Source organism: Desertibaculum subflavum (assembly GCA_003576705.1).
GTDB lineage: Bacteria > Pseudomonadota > Alphaproteobacteria > Ferrovibrionales > Ferrovibrionaceae > Desertibaculum > Desertibaculum subflavum.
The window spans coordinates 34,212-58,386 of the sequence record QOZS01000038.1 but is presented as its reverse complement, the minus strand read 5'-3'; the positions used below and the strand labels follow the sequence as shown (position 1 = coordinate 58,386).

The 24,175-nt window shown below is 66.8% G+C and carries 22 protein-coding genes; 3 read left to right on the top strand and 19 right to left on the bottom strand.

All coding sequences use genetic code 11. The annotated features are described in order from the left end of the window. Window positions 1-239 precede the first annotated feature (239 nt). A complete protein-coding gene (locus DT074_RS19060) occupies window positions 240-2,429 on the bottom strand; it encodes a rhodanese-like domain-containing protein (RefSeq protein WP_119421454.1) in 2,190 nt (729 codons plus the stop codon). A gap of 130 nt (window positions 2,430-2,559) precedes the next feature. Between DT074_RS19060 and DT074_RS19055 the strand changes: the two genes are divergently transcribed. Both DT074_RS19055 and DT074_RS19050 read left to right on the top strand, forming a co-directional pair. Next, entirely contained in the window at window positions 2,560-3,729 is a 1,170-nt protein-coding gene (locus tag DT074_RS19055; protein WP_162915016.1) for an EAL domain-containing protein, read from the top strand. Then, the gene (locus tag DT074_RS19050) at window positions 3,726-4,598 is read left to right on the top strand and encodes a TIGR01459 family HAD-type hydrolase (RefSeq protein WP_162915015.1); all 873 of its coding nucleotides are present in this window, start codon (window positions 3,726-3,728) and stop codon (window positions 4,596-4,598) included. The genes DT074_RS19055 and DT074_RS19050 overlap by 4 nt, the downstream gene beginning before the upstream one ends. Here DT074_RS19050 and DT074_RS19045 read toward each other — a convergent pair. Then, on the bottom strand, window positions 4,588-5,385 hold the full coding sequence (locus DT074_RS19045) for an HAD-IIB family hydrolase (RefSeq protein WP_119421451.1): 798 nt from the start codon (window positions 5,383-5,385) through the stop codon (window positions 4,588-4,590). The genes DT074_RS19050 and DT074_RS19045 overlap by 11 nt on opposite strands. 213 nt (window positions 5,386-5,598) lie before the next feature. Between DT074_RS19045 and DT074_RS19040 the strand changes: the two genes are divergently transcribed. Further along, window positions 5,599-7,527, top strand: coding sequence for a PAS domain S-box protein (locus DT074_RS19040; protein WP_162915014.1), 1,929 nt, complete (start codon window positions 5,599-5,601; stop codon window positions 7,525-7,527). Window positions 7,528-7,551: 24 nt separating this feature from the next. Here the strand turns inward: DT074_RS19040 and DT074_RS19035 are convergent, their stop codons facing one another. The 17 genes from DT074_RS19035 to DT074_RS18955 all read right to left on the bottom strand — a co-directional run bounded on the left by DT074_RS19035 (window position 7,552) and on the right by DT074_RS18955 (window position 24,165). Next, entirely contained in the window at window positions 7,552-8,544 is a 993-nt protein-coding gene (locus DT074_RS19035; RefSeq protein WP_119421449.1) for an ABC transporter ATP-binding protein, read from the bottom strand. After that, a complete protein-coding gene (locus DT074_RS19030; protein ID WP_119421448.1) occupies window positions 8,525-9,502 on the bottom strand; it encodes an ABC transporter ATP-binding protein in 978 nt (325 codons plus the stop codon). Before DT074_RS19030 ends, DT074_RS19035 begins: the two co-directional genes overlap by 20 nt. Window positions 9,503-9,521: 19 nt before the next feature. Beyond that, window positions 9,522-11,216 carry an ABC transporter substrate-binding protein gene (locus DT074_RS19025; protein ID WP_119421447.1) on the bottom strand — a complete coding sequence of 565 codons (1,695 nt, stop codon included), beginning with the start codon at window positions 11,214-11,216 and terminating at the stop codon, window positions 9,522-9,524. 47 nt (window positions 11,217-11,263) lie between these two features. After that, the gene (locus tag DT074_RS19020) at window positions 11,264-12,157 is read right to left on the bottom strand and encodes an ABC transporter permease (RefSeq protein WP_119421446.1); all 894 of its coding nucleotides are present in this window, start codon (window positions 12,155-12,157) and stop codon (window positions 11,264-11,266) included. Next, entirely contained in the window at window positions 12,154-13,110 is a 957-nt protein-coding gene (locus DT074_RS19015) for an ABC transporter permease (protein WP_119421445.1), read from the bottom strand. The genes DT074_RS19020 and DT074_RS19015 overlap by 4 nt, the downstream gene beginning before the upstream one ends. A 3-nt stretch (window positions 13,111-13,113) precedes the next feature. Beyond that, entirely contained in the window at window positions 13,114-13,923 is an 810-nt protein-coding gene (locus DT074_RS19010) for a GntR family transcriptional regulator (RefSeq protein ID WP_162915013.1), read from the bottom strand. A gap of 133 nt (window positions 13,924-14,056) precedes the next feature. Next, complete coding sequence (locus DT074_RS19005; RefSeq protein ID WP_119421443.1) at window positions 14,057-14,551, bottom strand: hypothetical protein; 495 nt, start codon at window positions 14,549-14,551, stop codon at window positions 14,057-14,059. Between the two features lie 140 nt (window positions 14,552-14,691). Then, a complete protein-coding gene (locus DT074_RS19000; RefSeq protein ID WP_119421442.1) occupies window positions 14,692-15,774 on the bottom strand; it encodes a M14 family metallopeptidase in 1,083 nt (360 codons plus the stop codon). Window positions 15,775-16,059: 285 nt separating this feature from the next. After that, window positions 16,060-16,662, bottom strand: a complete 603-nt coding sequence (locus tag DT074_RS18995; RefSeq protein ID WP_119421456.1) for a class I SAM-dependent methyltransferase — start codon at window positions 16,660-16,662, stop codon at window positions 16,060-16,062. Window positions 16,663-16,667: 5 nt separating this feature from the next. After that, window positions 16,668-18,014: a 3-carboxy-cis,cis-muconate cycloisomerase gene (locus tag DT074_RS18990; RefSeq protein ID WP_119421441.1), complete on the bottom strand. Its 1,347-nt coding sequence runs from the start codon at window positions 18,012-18,014 to the stop codon at window positions 16,668-16,670. 35 nt (window positions 18,015-18,049) lie between these two features. Next, entirely contained in the window at window positions 18,050-18,619 is a 570-nt protein-coding gene (pcaG, locus tag DT074_RS18985; protein WP_119421440.1) for a protocatechuate 3,4-dioxygenase subunit alpha, read from the bottom strand. A 1-nt stretch (window position 18,620) separates the two neighbouring features. Beyond that, on the bottom strand, window positions 18,621-19,322 hold the full coding sequence (gene pcaH, locus DT074_RS18980) for a protocatechuate 3,4-dioxygenase subunit beta (protein WP_119421439.1): 702 nt from the start codon (window positions 19,320-19,322) through the stop codon (window positions 18,621-18,623). An 87-nt stretch (window positions 19,323-19,409) separates the two neighbouring features. After that, complete coding sequence (locus tag DT074_RS18975) at window positions 19,410-20,216, bottom strand: IclR family transcriptional regulator (protein WP_119421438.1); 807 nt, start codon at window positions 20,214-20,216, stop codon at window positions 19,410-19,412. Further along, the gene (locus tag DT074_RS18970) at window positions 20,216-21,493 is read right to left on the bottom strand and encodes a TRAP transporter large permease (protein WP_119421437.1); all 1,278 of its coding nucleotides are present in this window, start codon (window positions 21,491-21,493) and stop codon (window positions 20,216-20,218) included. The genes DT074_RS18975 and DT074_RS18970 overlap by 1 nt, the downstream gene beginning before the upstream one ends. Before the next feature lie 3 nt (window positions 21,494-21,496). Then, on the bottom strand, window positions 21,497-22,003 hold the full coding sequence (locus DT074_RS18965) for a TRAP transporter small permease (protein ID WP_162915012.1): 507 nt from the start codon (window positions 22,001-22,003) through the stop codon (window positions 21,497-21,499). Between the two features lie 127 nt (window positions 22,004-22,130). Beyond that, window positions 22,131-23,144, bottom strand: coding sequence for a TRAP transporter substrate-binding protein DctP (gene dctP / locus DT074_RS18960; protein ID WP_119421435.1), 1,014 nt, complete (start codon window positions 23,142-23,144; stop codon window positions 22,131-22,133). A gap of 103 nt (window positions 23,145-23,247) precedes the next feature. Beyond that, the gene (locus DT074_RS18955; protein WP_119421434.1) at window positions 23,248-24,165 is read right to left on the bottom strand and encodes an HpcH/HpaI aldolase/citrate lyase family protein; all 918 of its coding nucleotides are present in this window, start codon (window positions 24,163-24,165) and stop codon (window positions 23,248-23,250) included. Window positions 24,166-24,175: the final 10 nt, after the last annotated feature.

Here is a 24,175-nt window from a genome sequence, read left to right as displayed (position 1 = left end):
TCCAGGATACCCAAACCCAACCCAGGCAATCGCATTTCAAGGAACGCAAACCAACAGATCCCATCACTCAGGACCCGCCAGCCACGTCCCCCTTCCGTCTATTCACTTGTAAAAGAGCAACTCCAAACGACGCGCGCGCCTCGGCCACGGGTGCAATCCCGTGTCCGCAAACAAGCGTCACCGCAGGAGTGACGGGTATATACGCGCGTCCCCCGGGCCTGACAAGGGGCGCGACGCTTTCATGACGAAAATCGCCGGAACCCCGCATCGCCGTCGCGCTCGACCTGCGCCACGAGGTCGACCTCCCAGGCCAGATAGGCCCGCATATGCGCCTCGACATTGCCGTCATGGTCATACGGGCGATACCAGGCATCATCGTTGCGGCAGAGCATCCGGGTGAATCCGGTTTCGATCGGCAACCCCGCCGCACGCCACGCCTGATTGCCGCCTTCGAGCACGACCACGTCCGCCCCGACGAGGGCGGCGATCTCCGGCGCGGCGAGCCGCGCCAGCACGCCGTCGCCTGATGTCACGGCCACGATGTCGGTCTCCGGCAGCTTGCGCACCGTGTCGGCGAGCCGCGAGCGGACCGCGAACCAGGCGCCCGGCACATGGCCGGCCCGATAGCGCAGCGACGTATCGAGATCGATCACGGTGACCCTTCGCTCCGCCTGCATCGCAGCAAGATCGCGCGCCGCAACGAACTGCGCCTTCGGCAAGGCCAGCGACGGTGGCATCGCTGCCTCCGATCCCCGCTGCAGCTGCGCCGGATCCGCCAGCCCGCCCTTCAGGACGAACACGTCCTGCCAGCCCATCTGCACGAGCCACGAGGCCGTCATCGTCGCCCGCACCCCGTCATCGTCGATCAGCACCAACCGGGCACCCCGCGTGCCGACATAGCGATCGGTCGCCTGTACCAGCTGTCCCCCCGGCGCCGAACGCGAGCCGGCGACATGGCCTGCGGCAAACTCAGCCGGATCCCGCACATCAAGCAGGAAGAGCGAGCGGCGATCCGCTTCCGACCGCAGAACCGCCAGCTGGTCTTCGCCGATGAAGGACACGCCGAAGCGACGGGCGACCGCCGCCGCGGCCACTTGCGCCTTCGCCAGGCCGACGGCACCCGGTGCCGGCGCCCGCGCCACGGCGCCGCGGGCAATGTCGAAGCCGGCGAGATGCCACCCCATCGTGCCGTCCTTCAATGCCAGCACGCGGTTTGGAATACCGGCATTGATCAGCGACTGGGCGCCGATGATGCTGCGCGTCCGGCCAGCGCAGTTCACGACGATCGTCGTCCGCGGCGAGCGCACCACGTCGAAGGCCCGGCGCACCAGCTCCGCCCCCGGGCAATCAATGCCGCCCGGAATGCTCATGGCGTGGAATTCCTCGTAGGGGCGGCTGTCGAGAACAACGACATCATCGCCGCGATCGATCGCCGCCTTCAGCGCCGGCGCCTCGATGCGGGGCGTATCGTCATGATGCTCGACGAATTCGCCGAATGCCTTGCTCGGCACGTTGACGCCGGCGAAAATCTCGTAGCCCGCGTCGCGCCAGCCTTCGAGCCCGCGGTCGAGGGCCTGAATGTTGCGATACCCGAGGCGGACCAGCCGCTCCGCACCGCGCCGTACCAGTTCGCCCCCATCGGCATCGCACAGCACGATGCGCGCCGATTTGCGTGGCACCAGCCGCTCGGCCAGGAGTTCGAGGCGGCTCAGCGGCATCGGCACCGCGTGAAACAAATGGCCCCGGTCGAATACGCCCTCCTCGCGCAGGTCGAGCAAGGCAAGCTCGTCGCCGTCATGGAGCATCGCTTTGAGCTCGGCGGCCGGCACGACCGCCGGCGCGATCCGCGGCGGCGCAGGAAACACCGAATAGGCGCCGCCGGCGATATCGGGGAAGTAGATCCGTTCCGGCAGGCGCTCGAGACTCAGACCATAGAGATGCAGATGGAGCGAGGCCTCCTCCCCCCGTGTCTCGATCGTATGGAAGTCGTCCGGCAGGTAGCCCACGGCATTGCCGCGCACCACCGACAGCTCGCCGACCTTGGCGAGGCTGCCCTGTCCAGCCACGGATCGATTGTCGGTGCGCCGGTACATCACATTGTGCTCGATGCCGCGCACGCCGGCGATCACCGCCCAGGTCGTGTGATTGTGCGCCGGCTGCGCCTTGCCCGGCACGCCTGCCGAACCGTAGAGCGCGAAGCGACCATCGGCATCTTCGGCGATTCGATATACGCTGCCGAAGCTTCCCGCCCGCACCGGGAAATGTCCGGGTGGAAACAGTTCTTCCTGGCTGGCGAGTTCGATCAGCTCCGCCTTGATCGCATCGAGTGCCGCCGTGGTCACACCGTCACGGTCCTCGATGCGTCGCACCCGCGCCAGCATGCGCTCTGCCGCCGCCACGCGCCGCATGCCCGTCTGCTGCCCTGCCATCAGCTGCCCCTCCCCAGACCCGCGCCGGTTGCGCCGGGCGGCGCTCACCTGCGCGATTAGAATTGGTTAACCATATCGCAACCAGGCGCGAGGGAGAGTGGCTCTCTCACTCCGCCGCCTGCGCCGTCGCATGTCGCCCTTCGTGCACATCGCCCTGATCTTCAGCTACACGCTGCTCGCCGCCATGATCGGTACGCATTTTGGCACGGCGGTGCTCGGCCTGTCCGATCCGACCGGCGGATACGTGGCCACGGCCGCGCTGTTCCTGCTCTTCGCACTGCTGCACGAAGTGACGGCACGGCGGGTCGCCATCGTTTCGCTCATGAGCGATCTTGCCGAATTGCGCCGCAGCGAAATCGAGAGGCGAAGCGAACTCGAGCTGGCCCGCGAGGAGATCGCCGCCCTGCGGCGGGACGCCAATGTGCCGGCGTCGGGCACCGACGAGATGCAGCTGCTGAAATCGCTGCTCACACAATTCGCCCAGCGCATGGACGGCCGCGCCGCGACGCCCGCCGGCGCCGCGATCGCACTTCCCGCGGGGCAGCCGACACAGCGGGATGCAACCGGGACGACGACACTCGAGCAGCTGCGCACGGCGATCGAGGAGAACCGCGTCGATCTCTACTTGCAGCCGGTGGTCAGCCTGCCGCAACGCCGGACGCGCTTCTACGAATGCTTCTCGCGGATACGAACCGAGGTCGGAACGGTCCTCAGCCCGGATCGCTACCTCGCCATGGCGGAATCGGCCGGCCTTCTCGCTACCATCGACAACTACCTTCTGTTCCGCTGCGTGCAGGTCATCCGCCGGGTTCGTCGCCGCAGCCGCGATGTCGGCTTTTTCGTCAACATGACGATGCGGACGCTCGAAGATGGCACGTTCGTCGAATCCTTCCTCGATTTCCTGGACCAGAATCCGGAGCTCGCCGACCACATCGTGTTCGAGTTTCCGCTGGCGGACTTCCAGGCGGGCTCGCCGGCCGCACGGGCGGTTCTGCTCGATCTGGCCGAACGCCGCTACCGCTTCTCCATCGATCGGGTCGGCCGGCTGGATCTCGACATCGACTGGCTGGCCGGACACGGCGTGAGGTTCGTCAAGATCGACGCACCGCTGCTATTGAAGGCCGGACCGGGAGGGACGGAGCTGCGTGCGCTCCGCACGGGTCTCGACCGAAACGGCGTCGACCTCGTCGCGGAAAAGGTCGAGACCGAAGCGCAGGTCGCCGACATGCTCGACCTGCGCCCCGATTTCGGACAGGGTTGGGTCTTCGGCGAGCCGCGGCGGAGCCGCGAGGAGAGTTGACCCTGACTTCGTTCCGCTTCATCGACCATCTGGCCGAGATCGCCGAGCGGTTCGATGGCTTCATCTTCGATCTGTGGGGCGTGGTGCACGACGGCAAGGCGCCATATCCCGGTGCCCTCACCGCGATGGCCGCCATCAAGCGGTCGGCACGGCCGATCCTGCTGTTGTCGAATGCGCCGCGCCGCTCCGATGCGGTCGCCGTGTTCCTGGACAAGATCGGCGTGCCACGCGACGCCTATGACGGAGTTCTCACTTCCGGCGATCTCGTTCATGCGGCGTTGCTGCGAGGCGAGCCCGGAGGCCGCAATGCCAAATGCCTGCGGATCGGACCGGAGCGCGATCATGGCCTGATCGACGGCCTGGACGTCCGGCTGATCGACGACGTTCAGACGGCCGATCTGCTGCTGGTCACCGGCCTGCATGACGATGAGCGGGAGACCGCCGACGACTATCGCGCTCTGCTCGATGCCGCGCTTCGGCGCCGATTGCCGCTGGTCTGCGCCAATCCCGATCTCAGCGTAATGCGCGGCACCGATGAGGTGCCTTGCGCCGGCGCCATTGCAGCGCTTTACGAATCGATGGGCGGCCAAGTGCACTGGTTCGGCAAGCCGGACGCCTCGGCCTATCGCGCGAGCGTCGACCGGCTCGGGCTCCCGGCAGCGCGGCTGCTCGCGGTCGGCGACAGCTTTCGCACCGACATCCAAGGCGCGAGCCGCTTCGGCATCGCCAGCCTGTTCGTCGCCGGCGGCCTGCATGGCAGCCATTGGCGCCTTGGCCGTGGCGAGCGCCCGCCGCCGGCCCTGATCGAGGCGGAGGCGACGCGTTGGAACGCCTGGCCACACTACGTGACAGCGCTGCTTACCTGGTAGCCTCGATCAGCATCGCCGCGAGCTCCGCGAACCCCGCGCCGCCGCGGGACGGGGTGACATAGGCCGGCTCGGCCGGCAGCATGCCGACGAAATCGCGCACGTTCGCCACGCCGACGGAAAGCGGCAGGAAGCCGAACAGCGGCGCGTCGTTCGGTGAATCGCCGACATAGGCAGCAGCGCTCCGCATGCCAGCATCGTCCAGCCCATAGTGGTCGCGGAACAGCGACCGGGCCGTGCTGAGCTTGTCGAATTCGCCGAACCAACCGTTCACGTGGATCGAGCTCACCTTGGCGTGGGCGCCGGCAGCTTCGAACAGCTCCACGATGCGAAGGACATCCGGCCGATCGAGCGGCGCCACGTCTTCGCAGAAATCGATCGCCAGGTCGGCCTCGCGATAGGCCTGGTCCGCAGCCACGGCAGCGCCCGGCACGTCGCCCAGGATCTTCGCCGACAACGCTTCGAGCCGCCCGCGATGGCGACGGCGCTCAGCCGGGGTGAGCACATAATGCCGCGACATCCGTCGTGCATCGCGATCGTATCGGAACCAGAAGGCGCCGTTCTCGCCGATCACGGCATCGACCGGCCAGAACCGGGCGATCATGTCGCACCAACCTGCCGGCCGGCCGGTCACCGGAATTACCTTGAGCCCGGCCTCCTCCAAGGCTTCCATCGCGGCATAAGCCTTGGCGCCGAGGCGGCCGTGATCGGTCATGGTGTCGTCGATATCGGTCAGGACATAGCGAACGCGAAGCCGTAAATCGGGTGGAATATCGGTGAGCGGGCGCATCGATGAACTCGACATTGCAGATTCCGGCTCCTGCCTAGCGGGTGGCGCCTCCCAATTCCATCCGGGGGGCAATCCTGCCTTCGCAAACCAATGTTAACTTTGTAATAGGAGATTGCCAGCCGGCGGCGGCCGAAGGCAGCGCAACGTGAGGCTTGCGGTCACGTTGCGAGCATCACATTCCCGCCCATGAGGATGGAGAAAGATCCGCGTCCCATGAGCGATCCCGAAGCGAAGGTGCGCGAGCTTGCTGCCCGGAACGCATTGCTCGAAGCGACATTCGAGGCAATGGGTGAGGCGATCTGCATCCTGGATCTGAATTATCAGCTGATCAGTTGGAACCGCCGCTACGCGGAGATGCGCAGCGTGCCGGACCATCTTGCCCAGGTCGGCACCGGCATCCGCGACATCTTGCGCTGGCAGGCCGAGCAAGGAGATTTCGGTCCCGGCGCTGTCGACGACATCGTGGAGCGCGAGTTCGCGACGGCATGGGCCACTCTGCCCAACCGGCAGGAACTGCAGCTGGCCAACGGACGGATCGTCGACGTGCGGCGCTATCGCCTCGACGGCCTTGGCTACGTGACCATCGCTGACGACATCACCGAGCGCGTTCGCGCCGAGACCGAAACGCGCGAGAGCCGCGCGCGGTTCGCCGATTTCGTCGACGTATCGACCGACTGGGTCTGGGAGATGGACGCGGACTTGCGCTTCTCCTTCATGAGCGATCAAGCCCAGTCGGTGGTCGGGGTGCCGGCCGAGTGGTTTATCGGCAAACGCCGGGACGAGATCGGAAAGCCGCCCAAGGATTCCGGAGAGTGGGCGCGGCATCAGGCCGATCTGGATGCCCGCCGGCCTTTCCGCGACTTCGAGCTGGAAGTGCATCTGCCCACCGGCGCGAAGCGCTGGATCAGCTCGAGCGGCAAGCCGATCTTCGATGGGACAGGCCGCTTCCTGGGCTATCGCGGCATCGGTCGCGATATTGGCGAGAAAAAGCGGCGCGAAGAGGAGCTGCGCCGCTCGGAGCAGCGGCTGGCCCTGCACATCGAGAACACGCCGGTCGGCGTGATCGAGTGGGATGCCGACGCCCGCATCACGGCATGGAATCGGGCGGCCCAGAAGATCTTCGGCTACGAGCCCTGGGAGGTGATCGGGCGCAACGGGCCGGAGCTTCTGGTCCCGGAAAGCTCGCGCAGCAAGGTCACGCAGGGGCTGATGCGCATGCTGGCCGGCCAGGGCGGCCGGCGCGCGACCAACCGGAACATTGCGAAGGACGGTCGGCAGCTGATCTGCGACTGGTACAACACTCCGATCGTGGACGAACAGGGCGGCGTCATCGGCGGTGCCTCGCTGGTGCAGGACGTCACCGACCGGATGAGCGCCGAGGCGATACTGCGCGAGGCGAAAGAGTCGGCGGAGCAGATGAGCCGCGCCAAGAGCGAATTCCTCGCCACCATGAGCCATGAGCTTCGCACGCCGCTCAATGCCGTGATCGGCTTCTCGGAGCTGATCATGCGCGAGGCCTTCGGCACGGTCGGCCCGCGCTATGTCAGCTACGCGCGCGACATTCACACCAGCGGGACGCACCTGCTCGACATCATCAACGACATCCTCGACCTGTCGAAGATCGAAGCCGGCAAGCTCGATTTGTCCGACGAGGCGGTCGACCTCGGCCGCCTGATCGACAGCAGCATCCGACTGGTTCAGGGGCGTGCCGCCGAGGCCGGCGTCAAGCTGACGAGCGCGGTGCCACCCGCACTTCCCTCCCTCCGCGCCGACGCACGGGCCTTGAAGCAGATACTCATCAACCTGCTTTCCAACGCCATCAAGTTCACGCCCGAAGGCGGATCCGTCACGCTGGCGGCCGCGATCGCTCCGAACAGCGCATTGACGATCGCCATCACCGATACCGGAATCGGCATGCGGCCGGAGGACATTCCCCGCGCCATGGAGCCGTTCGCCCAGATCGAGAGCTCGCTGAGCCGGCGCTTCGAGGGCACCGGCCTCGGCCTGCCGCTCTGCAAGCGCCTTGCCGAGTTGCACGACGCCACGCTCGAGCTGACCAGCGCTCCCGGCGAAGGGACCACCGCTACCGTCCGCTTCCCTGCCGCGCGGGTGATCCCGCGCCAGCCGCGTCTTTCCGCTTGAGCTGACACCGGGGTCGCGATGCGGTCAGCCGGCGAGGTGGCAGGCGACGTGGTGCCCGGTGGAAAGTTCGCGCAGCACCGGCTCCTCGACCCGGCATGCCGCCGTGGCCAACGGACACCGCGTATGGAAGCGGCAGCCGGGCGGCGGATTGATGGGGCTCGGCACTTCGCCGGCCAGAACCTGATGCGCGCGCCCCGCCTCGACTCGCGGATTGGGGATCGGCACCGCGGCGAGCAGCGCGCGGGTATAGGGGTGCTGCGGCCGCCTGTAGAGCTCCTGCCGCGGCGCGACCTCGACGATCTTGCCGAGATACATCACCGCAATGCGGTCGCTGATATGGCGCACGACGGCGAGGTCGTGCGCGATGAAGAGATAGGCGAGGCCCAGTCGCGCCTGCACGTCCTGGAACAGGTTGACCACCTGGGCTTGGATCGAGACGTCGAGCGCCGAGACCGGCTCGTCGCAGATCACCAGGGCCGGGCTGACCGCAAGCGCGCGGGCGATGCCGATCCGCTGGCGCTGGCCGCCGGAGAACTCGTGCGGGTAGCGGCCGCCCATTTCCGCGTTCAGCCCGACGAGCCGGAGCAGCTCCGCCACGCGCTCGCGATAGGCGGCGCGGTCTTCGGCAAGGCCGTGCACCACCAGCGGCTCGCCGATGATATCCGCGACTTTCATCCGCGGATTGAGCGAGCCGAACGGGTCCTGATAGACCATCTGCATGCGACGGCGGATCGGCCGCATGGCGGACTTGTCGAGCGCGGTGATGTCGTGCCCCTCGAAGCGGATGCTGCCCTCGGTGACGCTCAGCATGCGGAGCACGGCAAGACCGGTGGTCGACTTGCCGCAGCCCGACTCGCCGACCAGGCCGAGCGTTTCGCCGGCATTGAGGGAAAAGCTTATGCCGTCCACCGCCCGCACGGTGGCGGCCTGCCGCTTCAGCACGACGCCACGCATGATCGGGAAGTGGACCCGCAATCCTTCGACGGCGAGCAGGGGCTCAGACGCGGTTTGAGACATTGGCAAAGCAGGCCTTCATGTGGCGACCGGCGATGGCCTCGAGTGCCGGCCGTTCGCTGCGGCACCGGTCGGTGACGTAGCGGCAGCGCGGCGCGAAGCTGCAGCCGGGCGGCAGCGCGGCCAGGTTCGGCGGCTGGCCCTCGATCGGCACCAGGCGGCGCTGCGTGTCCTCATCGAGACGCGGAATCGAGGCCATCAGGCCAAGCGTGTAGGGGTGGCGCGGGTCGCCGTATATGTCGGCCGCAGTGCCGCTCTCCACGATGCGCCCGGCATACATCACGCAGACCCGATCGGCATAGCGTGCCACCACGCCGAGATCGTGCGTGATCAGGATCATGGCCGAGCCGAATTCGCGGGTAAGATTCTTCAGGAGCTCCAGGATCTGCGCCTGCACCGTGACGTCGAGCGCCGTGGTCGGCTCGTCGGCAATGATCAGCTTGGGTTGGCAGGCCAACGCCATGGCGATCATGACGCGCTGGCGCATGCCACCGGAGAACTGGTGCGGGTAGGCCTGCAGCCGGCTCGCCGGGTCCGGGATCTGCACCTTGCGCAGCAGGCCGACCGCCCCCTTGAGCGACTCGGTCCAGGACATCTTGCGGTGCCGATTGAGCGGCTCGCCCACCTGCAGGCCGATGGTGAGCGCCGGGTTGAGCGACGACATCGGCTCCTGGAAGATCATGGCGATGCGGTCGCCTCTGACTTCCTGCATTTCCTCGTCGGAGAGTTCGAGCAGGTCACGGCCCTCGAACATCACGCGGCCCGCGGTGATCTCGCCCGGCGGCCGCGGGATCAGGCCGAGCACCGACATGGCGGTGACGCTCTTGCCCGACCCGCTCTCGCCGACGATGGCGAGCGTCTCCCCTTCCTCGAGGTCGAAAGAGACGTTGTCGACGGCCTGGACCACGCCCCGCTCGGTGCGGAACCGCGTGGTCAGGCCGTCGACTTCGAGAAGCGGCATCGAATGATGCCCTAGTTCATCAGTATCCCATCTTCTTCTTCATTTCCTGATCGACCCAGATGCGGGCATAGATCGGGCCCGGGCGCACCGCTCCGGCGCGCAGTTCGCCATTGTAGTTCTTCACCCACGGCCACCACGCCGTGTAGACGTACGGCGTCGGCAGCCAGACATAAGGCGCCTTGTCCAGCATCTCGATCGTCATCTCGCGCAGCAGTTCCTGGCGCTTCTCCTCGTCGCGGGTCTGGTAGGCGACGTTGATCTTCGCGTCGAGCTTGGCATCCGAATAGCCGGAGGGATTCCAGGTCTGGCCGGTAGCGAAGCTCTTGCGGATCGTCGTCGTCGGGTTGGTATGCCCGTTGTTCATGAAATAGCCGGGCGTCATTTTCCGCGAGGTCATGGCGGAGAGGAAGGCGCCGTACTCCATCGGCTGGATCTCGAGCTTCACGCCGACCTGCTCGAGATAGCCGGCGACCAGCGGCAAGAGCTCCATATGGTCAGGATTGCAGGAGCAGACCTGGACCTTGAAGCTGAAGCCGTTGGGGTGGCCCGCCTCCTTCAGCAGCTCCTTCGCCTTCTTCGGGTTGTAGGTGAACAGCTCCTGCACCGAGGCCGGCATCTTCTCCAGCGGCTCGAAATAGCCGTGATAGTCGGGATGCTGCGGATAGGCGAAGAGCTCGGCATTGCCGTTATAGTAGGCCTCGACGATCTCCTTCTTGTTCACCGCCATGTTGAGCGCACGGCGCACGCGGACGTCGTCGAACGGCTTCTCGTTCACCGCCATCGACAGGAATGTGCCGGACATGTTGAGCCAGCGATTCCACTTCAGCTGCGGCGCGCTCTTCTTCAGGCTCTCCACGTTCTGCCAGCGGATCGCCTCCAGCATGTCGAGCTTGCCGGTGCGCAGCGCGGTGATGAAGGTCGCCTCGTCCTTGATGGTGCGGTACACCACCTTGTCGACGAAAGGCAGCTTGTATTCCTGGCCGCCGATCTTTTCCTTGTCCCAGTAGATCGGATTCTTGCTGTAGGTGTTCGAATTGCCCTGCACGAAATCGGTCAGCTGGAACGGCCCGGTGCCGTTCACATTCTTCCAGTTGGTCGCGCCGGCATCGACCACTTCCTTCGGAATGATCGGCGAGAAATAGCCCCACCCGAAGCGATAGTCCCATTCGGCATGGAAGGTCTTGAACTGGAAGACGACGGTGTGCTTGTCCTTGGCGTAGACCTTCTCGATGTGGTCGAAATACTCCTTGATCTTCTTCGGGCTGGAATTCAGCCGGTCGAAGCTGAACACGACGTCATCGGCCACCAGCTCGCGCGAAGGCATGACGCCGGGCTTCTCCGGGAACATGATGCCCTTGCGCAGCGTGATCACCACCGCCAGCGGGTTCTCCTGCCATTCCCACTTCTCCGCCAGCTCGCCCCGGATGGCGCTCGACGGCAGCCAGGCATCGGCGACAAAGGGATGCGCGCCGCCGCTCTTCTTCGCCTTGCTGAGATCGGCGGCGAAGAGCTGCTCGTAGAACTGGCCGGTATCGTGGTTCAGTTTCCAGTTCCAGTCATAGGGGTCCCAGGACAGCGCCGAGAGCGTCACGTAGACGGTGCCGATCTCCAGCGTCCCGCCGTATTTCGGCTGCTCCTGGGCGACAGCGGCGCCGGTGAGCAGCGAGCCTGCCGCAATGGCGGCGAGCAGGCTCCGTTTGAACGTGTGCCTCATGTCTTCCTCCTCTGCCTCGTCTGCTTGTTGTCTTGCCGCGAAGTCTCCTACTTGCCGCTGCCGCGCATGCGCGGATCCAGCAGGTCGCGCAGCGCATCGCCGAACACGTTGATGCCGTAGACCACCAGGGTCAGGCAGATGCCGGGCGCCAACGCCAGCCACGGCGCGAGATACATGAAGCTGCGCCCGGCCCCGGAAAGCATGCCACCCCAGGTCGGCGCCGGCGGCGGCACGCCGAGGCCAAGGAACGACAGGCCGGATTCCGCCAGGATCACCGCGCCGACGCGGGTGGTGAACAGCACGATCACCGGCGGCATGACATTGGGCAGGATGTGGCGCAGCAGGATGCGCGGGGTGGTCGCGCCGATCGACTGTGCGGCATGCACATACATGTTCTCGCGCACCGAGATCACGGCGCCGCGGATGATGCGCGATCCGGCGATGCCGTAGAGGAAGCCCAGAATGACAATGACCTGCCACATGCCGGGCCCGACCACCGACACCACGACGATCAGGATCACCAGGTCCGGAAAGCTCATCCAGGCGTCGACGAAGCGCTGCGCCACCATGTCGACCTTGCCGCCGAGATAGCCGGTGACGATGCCGAGCACGACCGAGATCACGGTCGCAAGCCCGGCGGCGCAGAAGCCGATGATGACGGAGAGTTGGGCGCCGTACAGGATGCGCGAGAACATGTCGCGCCCGAGATTGTCGGTGCCGAACGGGAATTGCAGCGACGGCGCCTTCAGCCGGTTGATCGGGCTGATCTGGTTGATGGTCTGCGGCGCCAGCACGTCGGCGAACAGCCCACAGAACAGGAACAGCAGGAAGATGACGCAACCGGCCGCACCCAGCGGCTTGTCGCGGAACAGCCGGATCGCGAAGCCGATAAAGGGGCCGCGTTCGCGCCGCCCGACCGTGGCTTCGGTGATCGCGGTCATCCGAGCCTCACCTTCGGATCGAGCAGGCCATAGGAAAGGTCGACCAGCAGGTTGATCAGCACGACGGCGACGCCGACGACCAGGAACACGCCGGTGATGATCGGATAGTCGCGCTGGCTCACCGCCTCGAGCAGCAGCAGGCCCATGCCGGGAATGACGAAGATCTGCTCGATGATGACCGCGCCGCCGATCAGGATCGCCGCCTGCAGCCCGATCAGGGTAACCACCGGGATCAGCGCGTTCTTCAGCACGTGCCGGACCACGATCACACGCTCGCTCAGGCCCTTGGCCCAGGCGGTCCGCACATAGTCCTGGCGCAGCACTTCAAGCACGGTCGTCCGCATCAGTCGCATGGTGACCGCCGAGAGCGACGTGCCGAGGATGATCGCCGGCAGGAACATCTGGCTCAGATTCTGCAGCGGGTTCTGGGTGAAGGGCACATAGCGCACTTCCGGCGACCAGCCCCACCAGATCGCGGGAAACACCACGACGATCGTGCCGAGCCAGAAGTTCGGGATCGCCAGCATCAGGATGGAGAACGAGCGGCCGATATAGTCGCCGGCCGTGTCCTGCCGGACCGCCGAATAGATGCCGATCGGCAGTGCCACGATCAGCGCCACGATGAAGGCGAGCAGGCCCAGCTCGAGCGTGATCGGCAGGCGGGCGACAAGGTGCTCCGCCACCGGCGTCGACTGCCACAGCGACTTGCCAAAATCGCCGTGCAGCAGGATGGCCGAGATCCAGCGCACATACTGGACGTGCATCGGCTGGTCCAGCCCGAGCGCCTGCTCGAGCGATTGCCGGTCCATCCTGCTGGCGCTGACGTCGTTCTGCGACAGCATCAAGTCGATGATGTCGCCGGGGATCAGGCGGACCACCACGAAAACGATGACGCTGGCAAAGAAGAGAGTGGGGATCAGGGCGAGAAGCCGGCGGACGATATAGGCCTGCATCTCTCAGCTGCCTCCGCCCATATGCGGCGGCGCCGGCGTTTCCGTGCCGGCGCGGAGGCGCCTGTCCGAGGGCAGCCGGTCGAGGCGGCGCAGGGCGGCCAGAGTGTGGTCGCGCGAGGCCTCGAGCAGCGCCCTGGCGGTCCGTTCGGCGCGCTCGCCGTCGCGCGCGCTCAAGGCGCGGAGCAGCCGGCGCCAGAACCCGGCCGATTGCCGCCGCCGCGCGCGCCGCTCGAAATCGAGCGGCCGCTCGTTCCAGATCATGCGCCAGAGCGCACGGCCGTTTACCTCGTCCAGCATGCGCAGCAGCAGGGCGTTGCCGCTGGCGCGGGCGATCACGAACTGCGCCTCGCCCGCATACATCGCGTGCTGGATCGGCGGAATGGCCATGCTGCGCGCCGATTCCTCGAGTATCTCGACCAGCCGCTCGAGCCGGGCCAGCGCGGCCGGATCGGCCGCCGCCGCGGCCCCGCGCGCGGCGAGTCCGAACAGAACGGCGCGCACGGAGAAGACGTCGTGCACTTCGCCGATATCGAGGGTGCAGATGCGGGCGCCGTGCCGCGGCACGACCTCGACCAGGCCGCGCCGCTCCAGCAAGCGAAAGGCTTCGCGCACCGGCCCGCGGCTGACCTGGTAGCTGGCGGCGACCTCCATTTCCTTGAGGCGCTCGCCCGGGCGATACTCGCCGCGCAGGATCAGGTGGCCCAGATGATCGGCAATCTGAGTGGGCAGCGGCGATCGGCGCACTTCCGGCGCGGCGCGCGCCTGGCCGTTCTCCAGCCAGCAGCTGTCGCGCCTGTCGCGCGTTGCCGCCATGGTACCCGTCCGTGCTTCTGCACGGTCCGGAACTCGTCCTCCCCGCATTCAGGGAGCGAACAACGGCGGCCTGTAGATTGTCAACAATTTTCGCGGCGAGGCACCGTTACAGGGACGTTGCAACCGCTCGCAGCTAGTGCAGCCGCAACGCGGCAGGAGCGCCGCCGGCGCGCGCCGTCGATGCATCCCGCATGCTCATGCCGAGATCGGCTTCAGCCAGGGCGGCGGCCAGGGCACTCGCCTGATCGATCGCGAGCCGCACCGCCGCCGGCGGCAGCCAGTCGCTCAGCAGCATTGCCGCCTCGCCGAAGGCGCCGCGTTGAAACGCGTCGATCAATTGAATCAGCGCGGCCTCGTCAGGACTGACGGAGGTGCAATTGGGACAGCGGATGTCGATCTGCCGGGACGCTGCCGTCGCCAAGGTGCGCAGCAGGCCGTGCAGATGCGGCAGCGCCGGGGCGGCACCGGCGGCGGCAAAGGCCTGATCCAGCATCGGCGACGGGCTCTCGTGGCGCTTTACGGCCGCGACCCAGATGCGCGTCGCCCAGATGGCGAATTGCGCCGCGAAGCGCTGGGCGCGGAACGATGGCCCGCCAGGGCATAGATCGGTATCGGCGTCGGATGCCATGTCGCCTCCTCTGTCGGCTCGACGAGGATAGGCGAAGCTAGTTGTTATTGCAATGCATTCGCATTATTGTCGGCGGGCTCGTGATGCTCCACTTGGCGGCCCGCCGCCCACCAATGGCGGCGGGTCCTTCTTCAGGCGGGCTACGAGGCGGCGAGCCCGGCAGCGGCCCGGCGGAAGACCAGCCGCGCCTTCAGCGCCACCAGTTCCTTCCAGTCATCCTCGTCGGGATAGAAGGCACGCCGGATGCGCGCCTTGATGGCCCGGCCGAGCGGCGAGGCGAGGTCGCCCCGCAGATGCAGCCAATTGTCCGCCATCAGGCTTTCCAGCACCTCTTCGGTCGGAAAGGTCCCGTATTCGATCGCGACGGAGGTGACCGTCGTGTCCGGCAGCATCTTGGCCAAAGCCTGTTCCATCAGGCCCACCAGCTTGGCCGAGGTCGAGCTGCCGGCCTCCGGCGAGGTGACGGCCTGACCGTACCAGGCGCAATTGCGGTCGTACTGGCCGATACCCGGCCAGCCCATGGAGATCAGCTCGCCATGCCCGTAGGGCCCGAGGCCGGTATGCAGATCGACGAAGGCGACGTGGCGCGCCTTGCTCAAATAGCGCGCGACGATCTCCTTGAAGGTGCGGTGCGACCATGTCGGCTCATGCCCGCCATAGAAGATGCCGTCCGCATGGCCGTACTGGCCACCCGAGATCGCCTCCTGCAGCGCCATGGCGCCGTGCTTGGCCACGAAGGCGCCAAACGCCTTACGTCGCGCCGCGCTCGAGGCCTCGTCCCACCGCTCGGGAAAGATAAAGGGTTGGATTTCGCCGTAAGCGGGCCGCTTGGGCAGTGCGCGGAAGTCGGGGAAGTTGCGGTTCAGGTCGACGTTCTCCTGGGTCACGCGGCGCACCCAGGCGAAGCCGAACGGGTTGATCGCATGCACCAGCACCACGGCGACACCCTTGGGCAGCCGCTTCCAATCGCCGCCGCGCAGCCAGGCGATCTGCGCGCCCGATCCGCAGAATCCTTCGACGCCGTGCGTTGCCGATTGGATCAGCAATACGCGCTTGGCGCTCGGCGAACCGATCCGGGCGACATCCGTTGCCAGATCCTCCCCGCCCGGCCCCTTTTCCGGATGCGGATAGGATTTCAGGATGGCCCCTGCCTTCGCCGCTGCGGCGCGGAATTTCCGTCGCGCCTCGGCATAGTCTTTGGAAAAGCAACTGACTGCGGACATGCCCCCTCCGGCCGCTCACCTCACCGTGCCGGCACAGTACAGGCGAGCGTCGCGAAGCGCATGATGCGCACTGCCGCATAGGCCGTATGGCAGAGCCGGAAAATTCGGGAGGCCGCCAGGGGTCGAGGCTGGCGGCCTCCCTCGATTGCTCCGCAGGCAGGAGGGTGCCCAGAGAGCGTTGTGTCCGACAGGGTCGGGGTGCCGGACGACTGCTGGTGTACCGTTAATGCGAGGCATTTGCAATATATCTTTTTGGTCGGGCGCAGGAGGTCGCCGGCAGGGCGATCACGCCGGCCGGGCGAAGCCGAGATAGGTCCAGTGCACGCCGGCGCGGCCGCGCATGTCGTCACGCGCGCCGCGGTGGACGAGGCGGAGCCCGCAGGCAGCCGCCAACCCGGCGGTCTCGTCGCCCGTAACCTCGAACATGCGCCGCCCCGGCGGCACCGGCCCGTGCCGCAGCGACATGACGACGAGCCCGCCGGGCGCGACCCGCGCGGCGACAAGCGGCATGGCACGGGCACGCTCTGTTGCGTCGAGATGCATCCACACCGCGGTCAGCAGGATCAGGTCGTATTCCAGGTTCAATGCCGTCAGGCGCGGCAGGTCGGGCAGTCCGTCGTCGAGCCAGGCGATCGCGCAATCGGCATGCGCGCGCTCGCCGAAGCTGCGCAACTCCGCGGTGGGTTCCACAGCCGTGACCCGATGGCCGAGGCGCGACAGTGCCGCCGCGTCGCGGCCGGTGCCGGCGCCGATGTCCAGTACACGGCAGGGCGATTGCGGAAAGAGATGCAGAGTGTCGCGATGCACCCTGGCGAAATCGAGCTTCTCGTACTCCTCGGTCAGGACTGCCGCCGCCTCGCCATAGCCCTGCGTGCCGCTCGCGCGCATCTGCGTCACCGGCCGGTGAGGACACGGTCGATCAGCGCGTCGGCGACGCCTAGATAGGCGGTCGGCTCGAACAATCGGGCCAGCGCGGCCTGGTCAAGCTCGCCCCGAACCACCGGGTCTTCGGCCAGGACATCACGCAGATGCCGGCCCTCGCGGACCGCGCGCTTGCAGGCGGCCTCGACAAGGTCATGCGCCTTGAGCCGGCCGAGCTTCTCGCCGAGCGCCATCTGCACGGCTTCCGCCATGATCAACCCGCGCGTCGCGTCCAGGTTCGCGCGCATCCGCGCCGGATCGACCTCCAGGCCGGCGATCAGCTCGCTCGTGTGCCGCAGCGCACCGCCAGCCAGGCGACACAGCTCGGGCAAGGCCACCCACTCGGCCTGCCAGGCGCCGACCGCCCGCTCGTGCTCCTGCACCATGGCGCCGAGACAGGTCGCGACAAGCTGCGGCGCCTGCACCGCAGCCGCCAGGACGGTCGCGGCGGCGATCGGGTTGCGCTTATGCGGCATGGTGGAAGATCCGCCGCGTCCCTCCCCGGCCGGCTCGTACAGTTCGGCGACTTCCGTCTGCATGCAGAGCGAGACATCGCGGGCGATCTTGCCGAGCGTGCCGGCGAGAAGTCCGAGCAGGGTCGCCATCTCGGCCACGCGGTCGCGGGCGCCGTGCCAGGGCAAGGCGGGCAGCGCGAGGCCGAGATCGGCGGCCAGCGCCGCCGCCACGTCGAGCCCGCGCGTGCCGAGCGCGGCGAGGGTGCCGGCCGCGCCACCGAATTGCAGCGCCAGCATTCGCGGCCGCGCTTCCGCGGTGCGGGCCCGGGCCCGGTCCACCGCGTCGAGCCAGCCGGCCGCCTTCAGGCCGAAGGTGGTCGGCAGGGCCTGCTGCAGCCAGGTGCGCGCTACCATCGGCGTGGCGCGGTGCCGCTTCACCAACCCTGCCAAGTGAGCGGAGAGCCGGTCGAGCTCGGGCTGCAGCCAGTCGAGATAGGCACGGAGCTGCAGCACAAGCCCGGTATCGATCGCATCCTGGCTGGTGGCGCCCCAATGGACGAAGCGCGCGGCCTCGTCATCCGCCGCCGCGACCAGGGCCGTCAAGCGCTTGACCATCGGGATGGCAAGATTGCCGGCGAGCACGGCGCCGCGCGCCAGCTCCTCCGCGTCGAACAGCTCGGCCCGCGCCTTGTCCACGATGTGCGACACGGCCGTCGAAGGGACCACACCGACCTTCGCCTCAGCCCGGGCCAGCGCCGCCTCGAAATCCAGCATGCCCTGCAGGCGCGCCCGGTCGGCAAAGATCGCCTCGCTCGCCGGCGCGCCGAACAGCCGGTCGAGCAGTCCGGGTGCAGTCTCGCTCATGCGGCACTCCTCATCGGCGCCGCCCGAGGCAGCGATCAGACCTCGAAGAATACCGTCTCGGCCTCGCCCTGCAGCCGGATATCGAAGCGATAGGTGGCCGAGCCCGGATCGCGCACCGCCAGCAGGGTGCGCCGGCGCGCCGGGTCCTCGACCAGGGCCAGGATCGGATCGTCGCCGTTCGACGCCTCGTCGGCGAAATAGAGGCGCGTCACCAGCCGGCGAAGCTGCCCGCGCAGGAACACGCTGACCAGGATATGCGGTGCCTGCAGCGTGTTGCCCGGGCCCGGCACGCGGCCCGGCTTGACGGTTTCGAAGCGGAACCCGCCTTGCTTGTCGGTGTCGACGCGGCCGAAGCCGAAGAAGGCCGCCTCGCGCGGCTTCGCCTGCGTATCGTCGGGGTGATTGTAGCGGCCGTCGGCATTGGCCTGCCAGATCTCGATCATGCCGTCCGGTACCGGCGCGCCGTCGCCGTCGAACAGCCGGCCTTCGACGGCGATGCGCTCGCCCTTGGTCGCCTCGCCCGCGAGCTTGGTGGTGTTGAGCCAGGTGAGGCCGATATGGAGATACGGGCCGACGGTCTGCCAGCCGGTGGGGATCAGGGCCATGTCAGATCCCCGTCGGCGTGGCGGCACGGCCGCGCAGCACGATGTCGAAGCGGTAGGCGAGCGCGGTATCCGGCACCGTCATGCCGAGATCGAAGCTGGAGACCAGCAGGTCGCGGGCCGGCGCCGGCACGCCGTTGAAGATCGGGTCGAGCGCGAGCAGGGGATCGCCGGGAAAGAACATCTGCGTCACCAAGCGGGTCACGAAGCTCGGCCCGAACAGCGAGAAGTGGATATGCGCCGGCCGCCAGGCATTGAAGTGGTTGGGCCAGGGATAGGCGCCGGGCTTGATCGTCACGAAGCGGTAGTCGCCGTTGCCGTCGGTCACCGCGTGGCCGCGGCCGGTGAAGTTCGGGTCGAGCGGCGCGTCGTGCTGGTCGACCGGATGGTGGTAGCGGCCGGAGGCATTGCACTGCCAGAGCTCGACCAGGGTGTTGGGCACCGGCCGGCCGTCCTCGTCCATCACCCGGCCGGCCACGACGATGCGCTCGCCGAGCGGCCTCTCCTTGTCCTGCACGGTCAGGTCATCCGCGATCGATCCCACGCGCTCCTTCGTCCAGAGCGGACCGGTCACCTCGGACAGCGTGTGGGGCACGGCGATCGTCGCCTTGGTGGGCGAGCGCTTGACCGTCGACTTGTAGTCGGGATGCAGATAGGGCGGCTGGGTGCCCGGCACCTCGCGGCGATATCCGATTGGATCCGGCATCGGCTCCTCCCCCGCTGCCTTGTTGTGGTGCACAACATTCTAGCGGAAATCGCGTCCCGCAAGCGGAGATTCGTCGCCTTCAGGCATCTATCGGCGCTGCCGGCCGCGGCTCTGATAATAGGGCTCGAGCGCGGCGCCGAGCATATGGACCAGATGGTCGCGCGCGCTGCGCAGATGCTCGATCGACGAGCCGATGCCGAGCGCCATCGGCGGCTGGCCGGCCGGCGTCGGCACTTCCATGGCGATTACGCCGGTCCCCGGCATGACCGTGCCCTCGGTATAGGCGTAGCCCTGCTGGCGCACGCGATCGAGTTCGGCCAGCAGCTCGGTCGGGCGGATGCGCTTCTCGGCATCCCGCTCTTCGGCATTGATGCGGCGGACCAGTGCCAGCACCTCGACATCCGGCTTGAGGCTGAGCAGCACGCGGCCGATCGCGGCGCGGCAAAGCGGCCTGAGCGAGCCCGGTGTCACGTAGAAGCGCACCGGCGGATGGGATTGCAGAACGTGGATGTACTGCACGTAGATGTCGTTCTGCATGCCGAGCAGGATCGAGGTATTGGGATCGCCCGTCTCCTCGCGCATGCGCTGCATCAGCTTGAGCAGGCTGACATCGCTGAACAGCTGGTCGTGCACCCAGCCGCCGAGCAGCGCGACCCGCACCGTCGGCACGAAACGGCGGGTGTCCCGGTCGTAATCCAGGTAGCGCAGCCGCACCAGGCTCCGCATCAGGACCGAGGTGCTCGATTGCGGATAGCCGAGCGCCTCGGCCACCTCGCCCACCGTCGCCGGGCGCCGCCGATCGGCGAAGAACTCGAACACCTCGATGACGCGCCGTGCCGATTTGACGACCCCCTCGTTGGAGACACCGTCGCCGATCGCGCCGGGATCCTCCATCATCCGTATGCGAGGCGGGGCAGCCAAAGCGATATCTCCGGAACGTAGGTCACCAGTATCAGCAGCAGCAGCATGAGGATCAGGAAGGGATTGACGCCCTTGATCACCTCGCTGATCGGCCGCTTCGAGATCGTCGACAGGACGTAGAGATTGAGCCCCACCGGCGCGGTAATCAATGCCAGTTCCATATTGATGGTGACGACGATCGCGAAGTGGATCGGGTCGATGCCGAGCGGACCGAGCACCGGGATGATGATCGGCATGGTGATGAGGAGGATCGAGGCCACCTCGAGAAACATCCCGAGGACCAGCATCAGAATGTTGATGAAGATGAGGAACTGCCAGGAGGTGAAGCCGTTGTCGATCAGGTACTTCACCAGCCGCGCCGGCATCCCCGATTCGGTGATCCAGTGGCCGAAGGCGAGCGCGGTCGCGATGATGATCAGGATGGTGCCGGCGCTGCGCACCGATTCGCCGATCACCGGCAGCGCGTCTTTCCAGCCGAAGCCGCGGTAGTACATCACGCTGATCAGCAGCGCGACGAAGGCGGCGAGCGCGGCGCATTCCGTCGTCGTGACGAAGCCGCCATAGATGCCGACCGCGATGATGACCGGCAGCGACAGCGCCGGCAGCGCGTGCAGGTTCACCTTGATGAACTGGTCGCGCGGCATGGCCGGCTCGCGGGCCAGATTCTTGGTCTTGCCGAAGTACATGACCCAGGCGATGAACAGGCCGGCCTGCATCAGGCCGGGAATCACGCCGGCCAGGAACAGCCGCGGCACGGATTCGTCGGCGATGATGGCGTACAGGATGAGCGGCAGGCTGGGTGGAATGAGGATACCGAGCGTGCCCGAAGCGGCCACCACGCCGAGTGCGAACGGCGGCGGATAGAGCCGCCCGATCATCGCCGGAACCAGGATGGTGCCCATGGCGAGCGCGGTCGCGACGGAGGAGCCGCAGATCGCCGCGAACAGACCGCATGAAAGCACGCAGACGACGCCGAGCCCGCCGCGCACCGAGCCGGTCCAGGCCGCGGCCACGTCGACCAGCGATTTGGCGATGCCGCCGCGCTGCATGAAGGTCGCCGCCATGACGAAGAACGGCAGCGCCAGCAGAATGGTCGAGTTGAGCTCGTCCAGGATCTTCTGCGCAATGCCGACCAGCGGCTGGCCGGAGGCGAAGAACATGATGCCGGCGCTGGAGCCGAGCACGAGATAGATCGGCGCCCCGGCGGCCAGCAGGATGAAGAAGACGATGGCGAAGAACTGCACCGGCATGGCTCAGCTCTCCCGCCCGGAATGCACCGCCATGGTCTCCGGATCGAAGCGGAACGCGTACATGTACAGCCGGATCACGTAGCGCAGCGTCATCAGCGTTGCCGCGGTCGGCAGCGACAGGTAGTAGATCCATATCGGGAAGGCGAGCGCGGTCATGCTGCGCTCGCCGATATCGTAGGAATCCCAGGTGCAATAGGCGCCGTACCAGGCCAGCGCCGCGCAAAAGATGATGGCGACGATGCAATTGCCGATCTCGACCAGCCTCTGGGTCGGCACCTTCAGGATCCGCAGGATCAGGTCGGCGCGGACATGGCCATCTTCGCGCACCAGCTGGCTAGCGGTCAGCAGGCCGGCCCAGATGATGATGTAGACAGTGAGCTCCTCGCCCCACGGCATGGCGAGATCAATGGATATGTAGCGCCCGACGATCTGCCAGATGTAGATCACGAGCGCCGCGGCGCCCAGGATGCCGATGATCCAGCGCTCCAACGCGTCCCAGTAGCGCAGCACCCCTTGCCTCCCCTCTTCGATTGCGGAAGCGTCCCCGAAATCTCGATTTATTCGTTGCTTCGCCCGCGTGGCCGGAGCCGGAAATAGCTCGTCCCGGCCGCGGGCGGCCGGGACGAGTTTCAGCGCGCTAGTTCATCAGGCCGAAGGTCTGGTTGGTCTTGGCGACGATGGACGCATCGACCTTGAGCTCCTTCGCCACCGCGTCCTGCGTCGGCAGCATCCGCTTGCGCACGGTGTCGATATCGGCCTTGCCCGGCTCGACCACCTTCACGCCATTCTGGGCGAGCGTATCCTTCGCCTTCATCTGGGCGGCATGGGCTTCTTCGCGGAATTTGTCGATCATCTCAGCCCAGGTGTCCACCAGCAGCTTCTGCTGCTCGGGCTTCAGCTTGTCGTAGAAGCCGCGCGCGATCATGGGGATGTACTGGGCGAAGAACTGGTGATCCAGCAACACATACTTGACGCCGGAATCCCACAGCTTGGCGCTGACCGCGCTCTCGCAGGTCGTCAGCAGCGCGTCGAAATTGCCCTGGCTCAGCGCCAGCGGCACGTCCGGCCAGGCGGTAAAGTTCGGCAGGCCGTCGAAGAACTTGACGCGGAGCATCTGGCCGCCGCCGCCCGAGGTGCGGATCTTCAGGCCCTTCAAGTCCTCAGGGCCGTTCAGCGCCTTCGAGGTCGCGAAGGTGTGCGAGTGGCCGAGATCGAACCACTTGCCGAGCACCTTCACGTTCAGCTTCTTCTCGAGCGAGGCGTTGAGCTCCTTGCCCACCTCGCCGTCCGAGAGCTTGTACATGTCCTGGCGCGAACGGCCGTAGGAGGCCGGCAGCGTGGTGTATTCCAGGCTCGGCTCGAAGCCGGAGAGCACCCAGGTTCCGGGCACCGCCATCTCGGCGCCGCCCTGGCGCAATGCCTTGCCGACATTGGCGTCGCGGAACAGCTGGCCGGAATGATAGAGCTCGGTCTCGATCGCGCCCTTGGAGCGGGACTTGATCGCGTCGAGATAGACGCCGACGGATTTGGTCCGGATGTGGACCGCCGTGGTGTCCAGCGACGCCCGCATCTTGACGCCTTCGGCCAGCGCGCTGCCGGCCAGCAACGCCACGGCGCCGACGGTACCCATGACAAGGCTATGGATCTTCATCGATCATCTCCTCCCCTGTTGCGCATCGCCGTCCGGCCCGGGCATCCGGACCCAATGTCGATGCGAGTTGCCGCCAGACTAGCGTCTGTTCCCGGCTTCGTCTCTACATGCCGTAGAGATCCGCCTTCTTCAGCACCGTGTTCCGCAGGATGCGGATCGAGGCCACGTCGACCATGACGCCGTCGATATTGATGGCGCCGAGGCCCTGGGCCTCCGCCTCGGCATAGGCCTTCTCCAGCGCCCGCGCCCTGACCACGTCCTCCTGCTTCGGGCTGTAGACGTCGAGGGCGATGTCGATCTGGCTCGGGTGGATCGCCCATTTGCCGACGCAGCCCAGGATCATCGCCCGCTTGGCCTCCTCGCGGTAGCCCTCCGGGTTCCTGAAGTCGGCATAAGGCCCGTCCACCGGGTCGATCCCGGCGGCCCGGCAGGCCATGACAAGCTTGAAGCGGGCATAGTGCCAGATATCGCCGGGATAGCCGTCGGCCTTGCCGACCGACTTCACGTCGACGCCCATCGAGGCCGAGAAATCGCCCATGCCGAAGATCAGGCATTCCAGCCGGTCGGTGCAGCGGGCGATCTCGTCCACGTTCTGCATGCCCTCGACCTCCTCGATCAGCGCCTCGAGGCCGATCCGCTTCTTCAGGCCGAGCTTCTTCTCCATCATCGACAGCAGCTTGTCGGCGAACAGGATGTCCGCCGCGGTCTGCACCTTGGTCATCATGATGGTGTCGAGGTTCTCGCGCGCGCCCTCCACCACCTCGATGATGTCCTCGTAGGCCCATTGCGTGGTCAGGTCGTTGATGCGGACGCAGCGCACCTTCTTGCCCCAGTCGAGGGTGTTCAGCGCCTCGACGATCTTCTTGCGCGACGGCACCTTCTGATTCGGCGCCACCGCGTCCTCCAGATCCAGGAAGACGTGATCGGCATTCGAGCCGGCCGCCTTCTGGATCATCTTCTCGGACGAACCGGGGGTCGACAGCTGGGAACGGCGCGCGCGGCGCGGACGGGGCGTGTTCATCTGGTCACCT

What these genes read in the sequence shown, in the direction of transcription:
- DT074_RS19060 (WP_119421454.1), bottom strand. Translation starts at nt 2,429, where the DNA reads ATGGCAGGGCAGCAGACGGGCATGCGGCGCGTGGCGGCGGCAGAGCGC.
- DT074_RS19055 (WP_162915016.1), top strand. Translation starts at nt 2,560, where the DNA reads ATGTCGCCCTTCGTGCACATCGCCCTGATCTTCAGCTACACGCTGCTC.
- DT074_RS19045 (WP_119421451.1), bottom strand. Translation starts at nt 5,385, where the DNA reads ATGCGCCCGCTCACCGATATTCCACCCGATTTACGGCTTCGCGTTCGC.
- DT074_RS19040 (WP_162915014.1), top strand. Translation starts at nt 5,599, where the DNA reads ATGAGCGATCCCGAAGCGAAGGTGCGCGAGCTTGCTGCCCGGAACGCA.
- DT074_RS19035 (WP_119421449.1), bottom strand. Translation starts at nt 8,544, where the DNA reads ATGTCTCAAACCGCGTCTGAGCCCCTGCTCGCCGTCGAAGGATTGCGG.
- DT074_RS19030 (WP_119421448.1), bottom strand. Translation starts at nt 9,502, where the DNA reads ATGCCGCTTCTCGAAGTCGACGGCCTGACCACGCGGTTCCGCACCGAG.
- DT074_RS19025 (WP_119421447.1), bottom strand. Translation starts at nt 11,216, where the DNA reads ATGAGGCACACGTTCAAACGGAGCCTGCTCGCCGCCATTGCGGCAGGC.
- DT074_RS19020 (WP_119421446.1), bottom strand. Translation starts at nt 12,157, where the DNA reads ATGACCGCGATCACCGAAGCCACGGTCGGGCGGCGCGAACGCGGCCCC.
- DT074_RS19015 (WP_119421445.1), bottom strand. Translation starts at nt 13,110, where the DNA reads ATGCAGGCCTATATCGTCCGCCGGCTTCTCGCCCTGATCCCCACTCTC.
- DT074_RS19010 (WP_162915013.1), bottom strand. Translation starts at nt 13,923, where the DNA reads ATGGCGGCAACGCGCGACAGGCGCGACAGCTGCTGGCTGGAGAACGGC.
- DT074_RS19005 (WP_119421443.1), bottom strand. Translation starts at nt 14,551, where the DNA reads ATGGCATCCGACGCCGATACCGATCTATGCCCTGGCGGGCCATCGTTC.
- DT074_RS19000 (WP_119421442.1), bottom strand. Translation starts at nt 15,774, where the DNA reads ATGTCCGCAGTCAGTTGCTTTTCCAAAGACTATGCCGAGGCGCGACGG.
- DT074_RS18995 (WP_119421456.1), bottom strand. Translation starts at nt 16,662, where the DNA reads ATGCGCGCGAGCGGCACGCAGGGCTATGGCGAGGCGGCGGCAGTCCTG.
- DT074_RS18990 (WP_119421441.1), bottom strand. Translation starts at nt 18,014, where the DNA reads ATGAGCGAGACTGCACCCGGACTGCTCGACCGGCTGTTCGGCGCGCCG.
- pcaG (WP_119421440.1), bottom strand. Translation starts at nt 18,619, where the DNA reads ATGGCCCTGATCCCCACCGGCTGGCAGACCGTCGGCCCGTATCTCCAT.
- pcaH (WP_119421439.1), bottom strand. Translation starts at nt 19,322, where the DNA reads ATGCCGGATCCAATCGGATATCGCCGCGAGGTGCCGGGCACCCAGCCG.
- DT074_RS18975 (WP_119421438.1), bottom strand. Translation starts at nt 20,216, where the DNA reads ATGGAGGATCCCGGCGCGATCGGCGACGGTGTCTCCAACGAGGGGGTC.
- DT074_RS18970 (WP_119421437.1), bottom strand. Translation starts at nt 21,493, where the DNA reads ATGCCGGTGCAGTTCTTCGCCATCGTCTTCTTCATCCTGCTGGCCGCC.
- dctP (WP_119421435.1), bottom strand. Translation starts at nt 23,144, where the DNA reads ATGAAGATCCATAGCCTTGTCATGGGTACCGTCGGCGCCGTGGCGTTG.
- DT074_RS18955 (WP_119421434.1), bottom strand. Translation starts at nt 24,165, where the DNA reads ATGAACACGCCCCGTCCGCGCCGCGCGCGCCGTTCCCAGCTGTCGACC.